General features: G+C 71.8%; 12 protein-coding genes. 7 read left to right on the top strand and 5 right to left on the bottom strand.

Going from position 1 to position 12,167, the window contains the following annotated elements:
* The first annotated feature begins 49 nt into the window (after positions 1-49).
* Genes ACFVFQ_RS01085 through ACFVFQ_RS01065 form a run of 5 tightly spaced genes read left to right on the top strand, consistent with a single transcriptional unit; the run spans position 50 to position 4,319 of the window.
* Positions 50-724 carry an HAD family hydrolase gene (locus tag ACFVFQ_RS01085; RefSeq protein WP_383406425.1) on the top strand — a complete coding sequence of 225 codons (675 nt, stop codon included), beginning with the start codon at positions 50-52 and terminating at the stop codon, positions 722-724.
* 25 nt (positions 725-749) lie between these two features.
* The gene (locus tag ACFVFQ_RS01080; protein WP_383406423.1) at positions 750-2,258 is read left to right on the top strand and encodes an MFS transporter; all 1,509 of its coding nucleotides are present in this window, start codon (positions 750-752) and stop codon (positions 2,256-2,258) included.
* Positions 2,259-2,260: 2 nt separating this feature from the next.
* A complete protein-coding gene (locus ACFVFQ_RS01075) occupies positions 2,261-2,848 on the top strand; it encodes an RNA polymerase sigma factor (RefSeq protein WP_383406420.1) in 588 nt (195 codons plus the stop codon).
* A complete protein-coding gene (locus tag ACFVFQ_RS01070; protein WP_383406417.1) occupies positions 2,845-3,672 on the top strand; it encodes an MGMT family protein in 828 nt (275 codons plus the stop codon). The genes ACFVFQ_RS01075 and ACFVFQ_RS01070 overlap by 4 nt, the downstream gene beginning before the upstream one ends.
* Before the next feature lie 44 nt (positions 3,673-3,716).
* Complete coding sequence (locus ACFVFQ_RS01065; protein WP_383406414.1) at positions 3,717-4,319, top strand: methylated-DNA--[protein]-cysteine S-methyltransferase; 603 nt, start codon at positions 3,717-3,719, stop codon at positions 4,317-4,319.
* Here ACFVFQ_RS01065 and ACFVFQ_RS01060 read toward each other — a convergent pair.
* From ACFVFQ_RS01060 to ACFVFQ_RS01045, 4 genes are read right to left on the bottom strand one after another with little or no spacing between them, the layout of a single operon-like run.
* Complete coding sequence (locus tag ACFVFQ_RS01060; protein ID WP_383406410.1) at positions 4,282-4,944, bottom strand: LysE family translocator; 663 nt, start codon at positions 4,942-4,944, stop codon at positions 4,282-4,284. The two genes, ACFVFQ_RS01065 and ACFVFQ_RS01060, sit on opposite strands and share 38 nt — an antisense overlap.
* Before the next feature lie 20 nt (positions 4,945-4,964).
* Positions 4,965-5,303 (bottom strand): Rieske 2Fe-2S domain-containing protein, encoded by a 339-nt coding sequence (locus tag ACFVFQ_RS01055; RefSeq protein ID WP_383406407.1) that lies wholly within the window; start codon positions 5,301-5,303, stop codon positions 4,965-4,967.
* Positions 5,294-6,712, bottom strand: a complete 1,419-nt coding sequence (locus tag ACFVFQ_RS01050) for an iron-containing redox enzyme family protein (protein WP_383406404.1) — start codon at positions 6,710-6,712, stop codon at positions 5,294-5,296. The genes ACFVFQ_RS01055 and ACFVFQ_RS01050 overlap by 10 nt, the downstream gene beginning before the upstream one ends.
* Positions 6,713-6,762: 50 nt before the next feature.
* On the bottom strand, positions 6,763-7,806 hold the full coding sequence (locus tag ACFVFQ_RS01045; RefSeq protein ID WP_383406401.1) for a 50S ribosomal protein L11 methyltransferase: 1,044 nt from the start codon (positions 7,804-7,806) through the stop codon (positions 6,763-6,765).
* An 816-nt stretch (positions 7,807-8,622) separates the two neighbouring features.
* On the opposite strand from ACFVFQ_RS01045, the gene ACFVFQ_RS01040 reads away from it, so the two are divergent.
* Positions 8,623-9,300 carry a class I SAM-dependent methyltransferase gene (locus tag ACFVFQ_RS01040; RefSeq protein ID WP_383406398.1) on the top strand — a complete coding sequence of 226 codons (678 nt, stop codon included), beginning with the start codon at positions 8,623-8,625 and terminating at the stop codon, positions 9,298-9,300.
* 71 nt (positions 9,301-9,371) lie between these two features.
* Here the strand turns inward: ACFVFQ_RS01040 and ACFVFQ_RS01035 are convergent, their stop codons facing one another.
* Positions 9,372-10,916: an MFS transporter gene (locus tag ACFVFQ_RS01035; RefSeq protein WP_383406395.1), complete on the bottom strand. Its 1,545-nt coding sequence runs from the start codon at positions 10,914-10,916 to the stop codon at positions 9,372-9,374.
* A 240-nt stretch (positions 10,917-11,156) separates the two neighbouring features.
* Here ACFVFQ_RS01035 and cynR point away from each other — a divergent pair, with 240 nt between their 5' ends.
* A complete protein-coding gene (gene cynR, locus ACFVFQ_RS01030) occupies positions 11,157-12,035 on the top strand; it encodes a transcriptional regulator CynR (protein WP_383406392.1) in 879 nt (292 codons plus the stop codon).
* The last annotated feature ends 132 nt before the right edge of the window (positions 12,036-12,167 follow it).

Genomic DNA, 12,167 nt, shown 5'->3' with positions numbered 1-12,167 from the left:
CGCAACACCCCGCACAGAACGCACCCACACGAGCAAGGACCACTTCCCGATGCGTGACATCACCGTTCGCACCGAGCCCTTCCGCGCCGCCCTCTTCGACCTCGACGGCACACTGATCGCCACCGAACACCGCAGCCGGGCCGCCTGGACCCGACTGTTCCAGACCCATGGGCTGACGGTGGACGACGCGTTGTTGGCCACCTTCGTCGGGCGGCGCGGCCAGGAGGCGCTGGCCGACCATGTGCACCGCTTCCCCGGCCACACCGTGCAGGAGCTCTTCGACGAGGCGGTCGGCTACCTCAACGGCCCCGACATTCCGCCCCCTTACCCGGTGCCGGGCGCCGAGGTGTTGGTGAAGAAGCTGCACGCGGACGGGGTGCCGATGGCGGTCGTCACCTCCGGTCTGCGCGAGCACGCCGGGGCGCTGCTGACGCACGTCGGCGGCGCTGACCTGTTCACCGCGATGGTCACGGCCGAGGACGTGCGTCGGGGCAAGCCGGACCCGGAGGGCTTCCTGGCCGGGTGCGCGGCGCTGGGGGTGGCCCCGGAGCAGGCGGTGGCGTTCGAGGACGCGCCGGCCGGGGTCGCCGCGGCCAAGGCGGCGGGGTTGGCGTGCGTGGCGCTGACCACGACCCATGCGGCAGCGGAGTTGGCGGCGGCGGATCTGGTCGCGGCCGACCTCTCGGGGATCGGCTGGCCGCCACTGCCGACGACCGCCGCCTGACCCCTCCTCCCGAACGGACCCCGCCATGCACCCTCACCCCAGCGAACCGGGCAGCGCCTCCGGTCCCGAGCGGTCCACCGCGCCGCCGCCCGCCATCGAGGAGGGCGGGGCCACGATCGAGGTCGGGCACCGCTGGCGGCTGCTCGCGGTGCTGTTGGCCGCCCAGTTCATGGCCAACGTCGACACCGCGATCGCCAACATCGCCGCGCCCGCCATCCAGCACGACCTGGGCGCCTCCGGCGGCGAAACGGGCCTGGTGATCTCCGGCTATGTGGCAGCCTACGCCGTCCTGTTGGTCGCCGGCGCCCGGCTGGGCGCCAGTCACGGCCACCGCCGGGTCTTCCTGGCCGGCATGGCGGTCTTCACCGCCGCCTCCCTGGCCTGTGCGCTGGCGCCGGCCCCGGCCGTGCTGATCGCGGCCCGGATCCTCCAGGGTGCGGGGGCGGCGCTGATGGTGCCGCAGGTGTTGAGCGGCATCCAACTGCACTTCAGCGGCCAGGAACGGCTCAGGGCACTGGGCTACTACGCGATCGCCCTGTCCGGCGGGGCCGTGGCGGGCCAGGCACTGGGCGGCGTGCTGATCGCGGCGAACCTGTTCGGCACCAGTTGGCGCCCGATCTTCCTGATCAACGTCCCGGTCGGGCTGTTGCTGATGTGGGCGGGCCGGCGGACCATGCCCGCGGACCGGGAGCCCGAGGACGTCCAACAGGTGGACGTGCGCGGGATGTTGCTGCTGTCGGCCGCCGTCCTGCTGGTCATCGTTCCGCTGCTGTTGGGCACGGACGCCGGCTGGCCGGCCTGGACCTGGGTCAGCCTGGCGTTGAGCGTGCCGGTGACGGGGGCGTTCGTGCGCAGTCAGCGCCGGCGCGCGGCCGGCGGCGGTCGGCCGCTGATCGCCCAGGAAGTGGTGCGCACGCCCGCCATCCGCTGGCTGTTGGCGGCCCACGGCATCACCACCCTGACGTACTTCGCGCTGCTCTTCGTCCTGGCGGTCTACCTCCAGGAAGGGTTGGGGCAGGGGCCCGCCTACGCGGGGTTGGCGATGGTCTCCTGGGTGGCGGCGTTCGGCGTCGCCGGCCCGTTGTTGGCGCGGGCGCCCGAGCGGCACCGGGCGGCGATGCCCCCGCTGGGCTGTCTGATCCTCGCCTCGGGCTACGCCGCGGTGTGGCTCTACCTGGCCACGGGGCACCGCACCGGACCGCTGCTCTTCGTCCTGCTGGGCATCGGCGGCCTGGGGCTGGGGCTCAGCTCCAACTCCCTGATAGGGCAGATGACGTTCACGCTGCCGGACCGCTACGCCGCCGACCTGTCCGGGGTCATCAGCACCAACGCGCAACTCTGCGGCGCCCTGGGCGTCGCGGCGCTGGGCGGCGGCTATCTGTTCCTGGCCGGTGACGGGGCGGCCGAGCCGTCGGCCCTGGCGTTGCAGGCGGTGTTGGGGGCGTCGGTGGCGCTGTCGGTGTTCGCCGCGGTGGCGGCCACCCTGGCGCGTCGGGCCAGGGCAACCGATGACGGGGCTTCGGTGGTGCCGTAGCGATGGACGGAGTGGAGAGGTCGCTTCCCGAGCGCCTGGCGGCGGACCTGGACCAGGGCTTCGCCGGCCTGGTCCAGGTCCATGCCCCCGCGCTGCGCCTCTACCTGCTCCGCCTGACCGGTCTGCCCGCCGAGGCGGAGGACCTGACCCAAGACACCTTCCTGCGCGCCTATGTTGCGCTCCAGGGCTACTCGGCGGCGCGCCGCCGGGCCCTGCGCCCGCGGCCCTGGCTGATGAGCATCGCCACCAACGTGTGGCGCAACGACGTGCGCGCCAAGAGCCGGCGCCCGGTGTCCGTGGGACGGGTGGAGGACACCCAGGACGCCTGGCCGGACGAGCGGCCCGGGCCGGACGAGTGCGCGCTGACCGCGGCCGATCGCCGGGTGCTGATCGACGCCCTCACCGTGCTGCCGGAGCAGTACCGCGTGGTCATCGTGCTGCGGCATGTGGTGGGGATGAGCTATGCGGAGATCGCCGAGGTGCAGCGCTGCCCCGTCGGCACGGTCAAGGCCCAGGTTTCCCGGGGGCTTTGCCACCTCCGCGACCTGCTGGGGGCCGAGGGGCGTCTGGTGAAGGAGATGGCGGGGTGAGCGCGGAGAACGACCGGCCCGTGGAGTGCGGCGAGGAGTCCCTGACCCGTGCCCTCGCCGCCGTCGCGAAGCCCGGTCCGACCGAGCGGCCCGCCGCGGACCTCACCCTCGGCATCCTGCGGCACATCGGGCTGCCGCAGGACGCCTACGACACCTACGCGGTGCTGGACGGCCCGGCCGGCGGGCTGTATGTGGCCCGGCGCGCGGCCGCGTTGACGTGTGCGGTGCTGCGGGCCGTGGCGCCCACGTCCGAGGAGTTCGAGGCGCACTACCTGGCCGCCACGGGGCGTACCGCGGTGCGGACGACGGTGCCGCCGCCGGGGGTGCGGACGGCGCTGCGCACCGGCCAGGCGAGGCGGCTGCGGCTGGACCTGTCGGCCCTCCCGGCGGCGGAGCAATCCGCGCTGACCGCGGTGCGCAGCATCCCGCGCGGCCAGATGCGGCCGGTCTCCTGGATCGCGCGGGAGGCCGAACTCACCGATCCCGCCGTGGTGGTGACCGCGGTCCGCACGAACCCGCTGCACCTGCTCGTGCCCTGCCACCGGGTCGCCCACGACAGCGGCCTGCCCTGCGACGCCGCCTACGACCCGGAGACGGGCGACGCGCTGCGGGCCGCGGAGGGTCTCCAACGGGCCCTGCTGCACGGCCTGGTGAGCCGGCGCACACGCTATCTGGGCAGCGGCACCACCCTGATCTACTGCCATCCGACGTGTGCGCACGCGCGCCGGATCACCCCGCCGCACCAGGTTCCCTTCAGCTCCGCCGGCTCCGCCCGTCGGGCCGGTTACCGGCCGTGCAAGAGCTGCCGGCCGGCCGCCGCATGAGGCGGGCCGGTGCGCCCCGTCCGTCGTGAGAGGAAAGTGACCGCTTGACCGCCAAGAACCCGCCACCGGTCGACTCGGTGGCGCTGGCAGCCCATCAGACCCCCTTCGGCCCGCTGGTCCTGGGAGTGTCCGAGGAGGCCCTGCTGTACTGCGTGCCCGCTCCGCTCAAGGACGCGCGGGCGCGGGTCGGCCGGGTCGCCCTCAAATGCGTCGAGGAGCCCGGGCTGTTCTCGGCCGCGCAGGCCCGGCTGCTCGCCCAGGCGCGGACCGAGATCGACAGCTATCTGCGGCGCGAGCGGTCGTTCTTCACCGTGCGGCTCGATCTGCGGCTGGCGACCCCCTTCTGCAAGGAAGTGGTGCTGTCCTTGGAGGAGTTGGCGCCGTACGGGCGCACCACGACGTATGCGGCCCTGGCGCGCGATCTGCAACGGCCGAAGGCGGCGCGGGCGGTCGGCACGGCGTTGGGGGCCAATCCGCTGTGCCTGATCCTGCCGTGCCATCGCGTCAACGGCAGCCGGGGGCTGACCGGTTACGCGGGCGGCCTGACCGCCAAACGCTTCCTGCTGGACCTGGAGAACTCCGTGGCGGCCACCCCGGAGGAGCTGCTGCTCAGCCCTGCCACACCAGGCGGACGGCCAGCGCGATGAACACCGCGCCGGCCAGGGCCTCCACCGCACGTCCCACCCCGCGCCGGGCGGAGTGTGCGGGGCCGCGACCGGCCAGCCAGCCGTGCAGCCGGTAGGCGACGGTGATCAGGAAGCAGAGCCACAGCGCGGCGAGACCGAGGTAGACGGCGGCCAGGACGACGATGCCGGGGCCGGGGGCGCCCCCGGTGGGGAGGAACTGCGGGAGGTAGGCCAGGAAGAACAGGCCGACCTTGGGGTTGCTGCCCGTGGACAGCAACCCCAGGCCGACGCACCGCCAGGCCGAGCGGGGCGGGTCGGTGCGGAACGGGCCGGGCGGGCCGGCGTCGTCCGGCGTCCGCGGCCGGCGGGCGGCCGCGTACAGGGCCCGGGCCCCGAGCAGCGCCAGGAAGGCCGCCCCGGCCCAGACCAGCGCGGTGAAGACGGCGGGCACGGTGTGCAGCAGCAGTGAGACGCCGCTCAGCGCCGCCGCCGCGTGGCAGGCGCCGGCGCCGATCATGCCCACCGCGGCGGCCGCGGCCGGCCGCCACGACCCGGTCCGGAACACCAACTGCGCGGCCAGCGCGGCGTCCGGACCGGGCGTGGCGATCACCACCAGGGACGTGGCCAGGAACAGGCCGCTGATCATCCCCCACCCTTCCGGCCCGGTCAGGCGGACAGGTCCGCGGAGAGCGGCCGGTACTCCCTGCGCGGCTCCGACGCCGCCGCGCCGTCCTTGTCCGTCAGCACCGCGGTGACCCGGTCGCCGCTGCGGACTGCCGGGACCTGGTGGCGCAGCCGGGTCAGCGAGATGCCGCCGCCGTGCCAAGGGCACACCAGCCGCTTGCCGTTGGGGGCGAGGCGGCCGAGGTGCAGGGGCCCGCCGCGGTGCGGGCACTGCGCGGGCATCACGAATCCCCCGTCGGGCGTCCGCGCGTACACATAGGGCACGCCGGCCACCACGACGCAGTTGCCGCGGCCCGCCGTCGAGAATGTGACTACAGGCACGTGGTGTGGTCCCCAATCGAGTGGATCTGGTAGACGCACTCCTCGGATTCGATGATCGCGCCGTGCAGGCGGTTCTGCTCGATGACCGTGCCCTCCCCCGCGCGCAGGATCTGGTGGGAGTCGAAGCCGCTGACGAACTTCATCGTGCCGGAGACGATGTGGCACAGCTCGTCGCCCTCGTGGCTGTGGGTGTTGGAGAGTTCGCCGTACGGCTCGACGATGTCGGCGACCGGTGCGGTGACCCGCCCGCTGGAGATCGCGTCCCAGACCGGGGCATGCAGCTTCTTGTACTCCGGGCCCTTGTTCATCCAGCGGATCTGCCGGGCGAAGTCCTCGTCGGCGAGGTCCGCCACGACGCGGTACTCCTCGATGCCGCGGACGATCTCGGGGATGATCTCCTCGCCGTGGGCCTCGATGAGCGGGAAGACCAGCTTCTCCAGCGCCATCCGGCCGTGGTGTTGGTCGATGTGCACGTGCTCGGTGAAGTACCGCACGTCGGCCCGGCCGTCGAAGACGTCGGTGAGCAGGTCGGTCGCCCGGCGGCAGAAGTCCACCAGGGTGGCCTCGGTGTAGTACAGGGCTCCCACGTAGCGGAAGAACAGTTCGTGGTTCTTCCCGAGGTAGTGGAAGTAGTTGTTCATCAGCAGGCTGCTGACGAGGTAGTACTGCCAGTAGTGGTGGATGTCCGACGCCAGTCCGGCGGACTCCAGGGTCTGCTCGAAGAGTTGGCTGTGCTTGGTGTCGTGCACGCCGTAGCCGTACTCATCGATGATGATCTTGAACCACTCGGACTGCGGTGCGCCGTAGTGGCCGAGGACGTTGCGGATCATCGGCGACGCCTCGGACAGGAAGTCCGGCGCGAACTGGATCAGCCACATGCGGGCCGCCCGTTCGCGGTCGGACGAGGACCGGATCGCCTGCTCCGACTGCGAGGCCGGCCCGGCCGCCGTGGCGTCCAGGGACTCGACGTACTCCCGGAAGCTCTCCAGCGTCCACTTACCGGAGACCTCGACCTCCTGGTCCAGGAACCCGAACGCGAACCGCTCCAGCGCGGGGCGTATCGCCTCCCCCAGCGCCCGGTTGGTGGGGCTGTAGAACTGGCGGAAGTCCTCCCACTTCCCCTTCAGTCCGCCCTTCGGCAGGAAGACCAGGTCGGCCTCGTAGATGGTGGTCAGCAGGCGCTGCGCGGCCAGGCTGCTGTACTCCAGGATGCGGTCGCGCCCCGGCACCCGGTCGAAGTCGAGATGCCGTAACACCTGCGGACGCAATTGGCGCCGATAGGGGTTGTCGTCGTTCTCCCACTCCTCGTTGTCGAGGTAGAGCGGATTGCTCGCGTACCGCAGTATCGCGTTGCGCAGCTCGTCACCATGCAGCTCGAACGGGGTGTACGGCGGGGGTGCGTAGCTCATGTACCTGGTGACCTTTCTGACGAGGTTTCGGGTCGGCTCTCGATGTCTGCTCAGGACGCGTTGAGGCGGAAGTCGCTCCAACCGAACTCGACATGGCAGTTTTCGCCCGCGACCACCGGGACCGGCTTTTCGAAGGGGATCATCGCCTGCATCCAGTGCGACCCGACATTCGCCGGGGCGTTGCTGAGCACGATGCCTTCGCTCAGCTCCAATTCGAACCACGCCACGAGTCCGTGCGCCTCGCCGCTGTCGGTGGCCGGCACCGTGAGGGTGCGGGTTCCGGGGCCCAACTCGCCCGCGTACAGATCGAATGCGGCCAGTTCCACCGGCTCGGAAAGCGTCCGGTGCGGCCAGGTTTCGAGGCGCACCGGGAAGTGCCCCTGCGTGGCGGCCTTGTTGATCAATGACACATCGAATCCGCTGGCGCACTGGACATGGTTGAGATTGACCATCGCCTGACTGTTCACCAACTGCCCGCGCAGCCTGGCGGCGAACGGCATCATGACCCCGCCCGGGGCCAACAGGTGCTCGCGGGCATGCCGTACAGACGGCAGCAGGCCCTCCCCGATCAGCCCGCAGTCGACGATCTCGGAAACCAGGACGTCGACCCGGCGCGGCAGCTCCCGCCCCACCTCCAGCCCCGTCGACCAGGTGTTGAGCACGGTGACGCGATCCGCCATGCCGTGTCCGGCGATGTTCTGCCGGGCCATCTCCGCCAGCAGCGGGTTCGCCTCGCAGGTGTAGACGTGCGCGGCGCCGGCCTTCACGGCGCCCATCGCCAGCAGGCCGGTCCCGGTGCCGATGTCGAGCACCACCGCGCCGGTCGGTACGCACGCCTGAAGCGCCGCACTGAGCGCGGCGTTCCGCTCCTCGTCGTTGAGCATCGCGAAGTGCCAACGAGGGATGGTGTTTTGGGCGGCCTGCGCGAGCACAGCGGACTGCATTTCCGGCTCGAAGAGGGCCTGGGAATTCGACAGGGTGGCGACCGTCTCACCGAGGAGGCGGGTGATCTCCTGCGCCTGGGCGTGGAGGGCAGATATCGCCAGGCGCACACCTGAAGCGACGTCAGGCCCCGCCACCGTCGAGTCGCGCAAGGCGGCCAGATCGACCTTCTCCTGCGCATGTGCGGTTCCGGTAGTCATGGATTCCTGTACACCCTTTCGGCCGTTCCGGGGAATTCATGATTCAGCGATACGACGCGATCGGGGTCACCGTGGCGCCGTCGCAACAGGGGTGGACCTATGGATAGTTGAGGGAAACGGAACACCGGCAGGCAGGCCCCGCCGACATGCGCCCTAAAACCGAAATCCAATACACCGCAGACCGCGCGCAGACCTCATCAGCCTCCGTCACCGCAAGCGCATTGGTCTACCCCACGTGCGGCTCTGTGAAGCATGACAACCAATGATGCTCCAGGCAAGTGCACTTCGGCATCGACCGGGCGAATTCGAGGAGACGCAGCCATCGTGAAATACGACCGTGCAACCCGTCGGGCGGGCCCGGTGTTCGTACCGCAGCAGCACGGGTCCGGGAATCGATCAACGGGCCGTACTGGACCGGGGAATCTCTTCGGCCAACCGATTCACCCATGGCCGAGAACAGCCTCCGGCAGGCAGTACGTAACGAATGCGTGAAATACCCTCGTTGGGGAGCTGGTTGGGCCCCATGGGATTCGCCCCATCGTGCGGCGCCACGCCACGAGTCGGCCCCTCGATCGGATCGGCCGCGATCTTGAGACCGTATACCCTCGAAGAGTGGCCACACGCCAACACGAGCGGAAGGCCACTCGGACGAGCGCCGCCCCGGCCCGCGCACGCCCGCCCCGTCCGGGCCGATCACCAACTCCCGGCCCGCGCCCCACCGTTCACCCCCGGGATGCGCCGCCATCAGGAACTTGGTGCACTGGCGGAATGACCGCACCCACACACCGCATCCTCCGGGCGCTCGACCGCTTCAACGCCGCCCACCCCTGGGACCACAACGCCCACTACCACCGGTGGATCCTGCGGCAGCTCCCCGCGCGCTGCGCCCGGGCCCTCGACGTCGGCGCGGGCAGCGGCGATCTGGCCAGGCTGCTGGCCACCCGCGCCGAGGCGGTGCACGGCGTCGACGCCGACCCGGAGATCACCGCACGGGCCCGCCAACTCACCCCCGACACCCGGCACATGGCCGTCACCTTCACCACCGCGGACGCCCTCACCGGCATCCCCGCCGCCTCCTACGACGTCATCACGTGCGTCGCCACCGTCCACCACCTGCCGTTCGCCGAAGCCCTCGCCGCCTTCCGCCAACGCCTGGCGCCCGGCGGGACGCTGGTGATCGTCGGCCTGTACCGCGCGCAGACCGCCACGGACTACCTGCTCAACCTCGCCGCCACCCCGCTCAACGCCGCCACCGGCTGGCTCAAGAACGGGGGCCGCCCGGCGCCCCGCCCGGTGTCGATGACGGCCCGGACCCGCCCGGCGGAACGGAGCTTCGCCGACCTCGCCCGCGAGGCCCAACACGCCCTGCCCGACGCGCGCTTGCGGCGCCGACTGTTCTGGCGTTACACGCTCGTGTGGCGGCACACGGTGGCGGCACACGACTGACGACACGCCAACGGGCGGCGCGGCCACGAGCGTTGAACGGCGCCGCTGCGCGGCAAGGCCGCCTGCGCGTTTCAATGGGGCGTGACGCGGATGACGGGGTGGGCGTCGTCGACATGGGGCGGCCGGGCGCTGGGGGTGGGGGCGTTGGGCGTGGGGGCGTCGGCGGTGCCGACCACCGTCGCGCCGCCCGCGGTGATGATCCAGGCAGCGCGCGACCGACGGCCCGGGGCGCGCCTCGGCTCGCGGCCGGGCCCCGGGCGGGGACGGTCGCGCCGTTGGGAGGGCACCAGGAGCGCCGCCAGGGCCAGGACGCCCGCGCCGCAGCCGGCGATGATCCACCAGGCGGGCCGGGCGGCCCCAAGGAACGTCGCCGCCGTGTCCGCGTGGGCGTCCGCCGCGAGGACGGCCCCGATGACCGCGACGCCGAGGGCGTTGCCGATCTGCCGGCTGGTGGCGGTGATCGCCGAGGCCACGCCGACCTGTGCGCGGGGCATACCGGCGACCGCGGTGTCCGTGATCGGCGCGTTGATCAGGCCGAACCCGATGCCGAAGAGGGCGTAGGCGGCGAGGAAGAGGGCGCTGTGGTGGGGTGCGTCGAGGACGGCGCAGAGCAGTCCGCTCAGGGCGGTGGCGGCGCCGGAGGCGATCAGTGGCAGGCGTGGGCCGCGGGTGGCGGTGAGCCGGCCGGCGAGCGGCGGGCAGACGATCGTCATCACCGCCATGGGGAGCAGCCGGACCCCGGCCTCCCAGGCGGCCAGATGCCGGATGTTCTGCCAGTACAGGGCGGCGAGGAAGAGGAAGCCGCCCAGCGCGGCGAAGGCCAGGATCGCGCTGAGCACCGCGGCGGTGAACGCCGGTTGGCGGAAGAAGCGGAGTTCGATGAGGGGTTCGCGCCGGCTGCTCTCGACGCGGAGCAGCGCGGGCAGGGCCAGCACCACCGCGCCGGCGCAGGCCACTACGGGCGCCGCGGTCCAGCCGCTGACCGGTGCCTGGATGATGACGTAGACCAGCGCGGCCAGGAGCACGATCACCAGCAACTGACCGACGGGGTCCGGCCGGCGCGCGTGCCCGGCGCGGGCCTCGGGGACGTGGCCGGTGAGGACGAGCGCCAGCACCCCGACCGGCACGTTGATCAGGAAGATCCAACGCCACCCGGCGGCGTCCGTGAGCAGCCCGCCGATCAGCGGGCCCACCGCCATCGTCACGCCCTGGACGGTGCTCCACGCCCCGATCGCCCGGGCCCGTTCGCGCCGCCCGGTGAACACGTTCGTCAGCAGCGCCATCGCCGCCGGGTTGAGCATCGAGCCGCCGACCGCCTGCACCGTCCGGAAGACGATCAGCCACCCGGCGCTCGGCGCCAGGGAACAGAGCAGGGAGGAGGCCGTGAACAGGGTCAGGCCGGTGCGGAAGACCCGGCGGTGTCCGAGGCGGTCGCCGAGCGCGCCGGAGAACAGCAGCAGGGCGGCCAACACGATCAGATAGGCATCGATCGTCCACTGAAGGCCGGTCACCGACGTCCGCAGGTCGCGCTGCATGGCCGGCAGTGCCACGTTCAAGGCGGTGTTGTCCAGGCTGACCAGGAACAGGCTCGAACAGCAGACGGCGAGAACGAGCAACCGCCGGGCCCCGGTTGGCGACACCGCGGCGGCGGGCCCGGGGCCGGATGGGGGCTCAACAGGACAGGGGGGCGGGGAGGGTCTTGGGGACACGGGATTCCTCGGGGTGGGGTCGCCTGGCCGGGTCGGGCACCCGGACCGGCATCGCCCTCCACCTTGCGCGACATGGAGCGATAACGTCCAAGACCGATGACTCATGATCGTCATTGGTCCTGCTTATAGCGGCCCTATAGTCGCCCCATGGCCCTCGAACTGCGCCACCTGCGCTCCCTGCTCGCCATCGCCGAACACGGCAGCTTCACCCGTGCCGCCGAGGCCCTGCACGTCTCCCAGCCGGCCCTCTCCCAACAGATCAGGCAGTTGGAACGCGCCCTGGGCACCCGGCTGTTGGACCGCTCCGGCCGGGGCGTGCGGCCGACCGACACCGGCGCCGAGTACCTCCGGCACGCCCGCACCGCGCTCAGGGAACTGGACGCCGGCGCACGCGCCGTAGGGAACGTGCAGGACCTCACCCACGGCAGCCTGCGGCTGGCCGTCACCCCCACGTTCACCACGTATCTGGTCGGTCCGTTGGTCCAGCGCTTCCACGCCCGTTGGCCGGGAGTCACCCTGGAGATAAGGGAGTTGACGCAGGAGGCCATGGAGGCGGGCCTGCTCGCGGACGAACTCGACCTGGGCCTCGCCTTCCACTGCGACCACCTTCCGGGCATCACCGGCGACCCCCTCTTCACCGAACACCTCGGACTGGTCGTCGGCACCGGCCACCCGCTCGCCGAACGCCCCCGACCGCTCCCCGTCCGGGCCCTCGACGGGCACCAACTCGCCCTGTTCACCGGGGGCTTCGCCACCCGCGCCCAGATCGACGACCACTTCATCCACCACGGCGCCCGACCGCCCCTCACGGTGGAGATCAACTCCATCGTCGGCCTCATCGACATCGTCCAACGCACCACCCTGGTCACCGTGTTGCCGGACCGCGTCACCCAGGAGTACCCGGGCCTGCGCACCGTCCCCCTCGCCCCCGCCCTCCCCGGCCGCACCGCCACGCTGCTGCGCCGGGCGGCGGCCCACGAGACCCACGCCGCCCGCGCCTTCGGCGGCCTGTTGAGGGAGCATTAGGGCCTATTCGACCCTGACCCATCGGGACAGGCCCTACGCCACCCGTAACCGGCCGGCGCCCGTCATCACGGCGTACAAGATCACGCCCGGTCGTGTGGTTTGCGCCCCGCCCCGTCCCAACCACCCCTGTAC

The organism is Streptomyces sp. NPDC057743, from assembly GCF_042798755.1.
In the GTDB taxonomy this organism is placed as follows: domain Bacteria; phylum Actinomycetota; class Actinomycetes; order Streptomycetales; family Streptomycetaceae; genus Streptomyces.
This window is presented reverse-complemented; position numbering and strand designations above follow the sequence as displayed.

Coding starts and splice junctions, on each gene's coding strand:
- ACFVFQ_RS01085 (WP_383406425.1), top strand. CDS start 50: ATGCGTGACATCACCGTTCGCACCGAGCCCTTCCGCGCCGCCCTCTTC.
- ACFVFQ_RS01080 (WP_383406423.1), top strand. CDS start 750: ATGCACCCTCACCCCAGCGAACCGGGCAGCGCCTCCGGTCCCGAGCGG.
- ACFVFQ_RS01075 (WP_383406420.1), top strand. CDS start 2,261: ATGGACGGAGTGGAGAGGTCGCTTCCCGAGCGCCTGGCGGCGGACCTG.
- ACFVFQ_RS01060 (WP_383406410.1), bottom strand. CDS start 4,944: ATGATCAGCGGCCTGTTCCTGGCCACGTCCCTGGTGGTGATCGCCACG.
- ACFVFQ_RS01050 (WP_383406404.1), bottom strand. CDS start 6,712: ATGAGCTACGCACCCCCGCCGTACACCCCGTTCGAGCTGCATGGTGAC.
- ACFVFQ_RS01040 (WP_383406398.1), top strand. CDS start 8,623: ATGACCGCACCCACACACCGCATCCTCCGGGCGCTCGACCGCTTCAAC.
- cynR (WP_383406392.1), top strand. CDS start 11,157: ATGGCCCTCGAACTGCGCCACCTGCGCTCCCTGCTCGCCATCGCCGAA.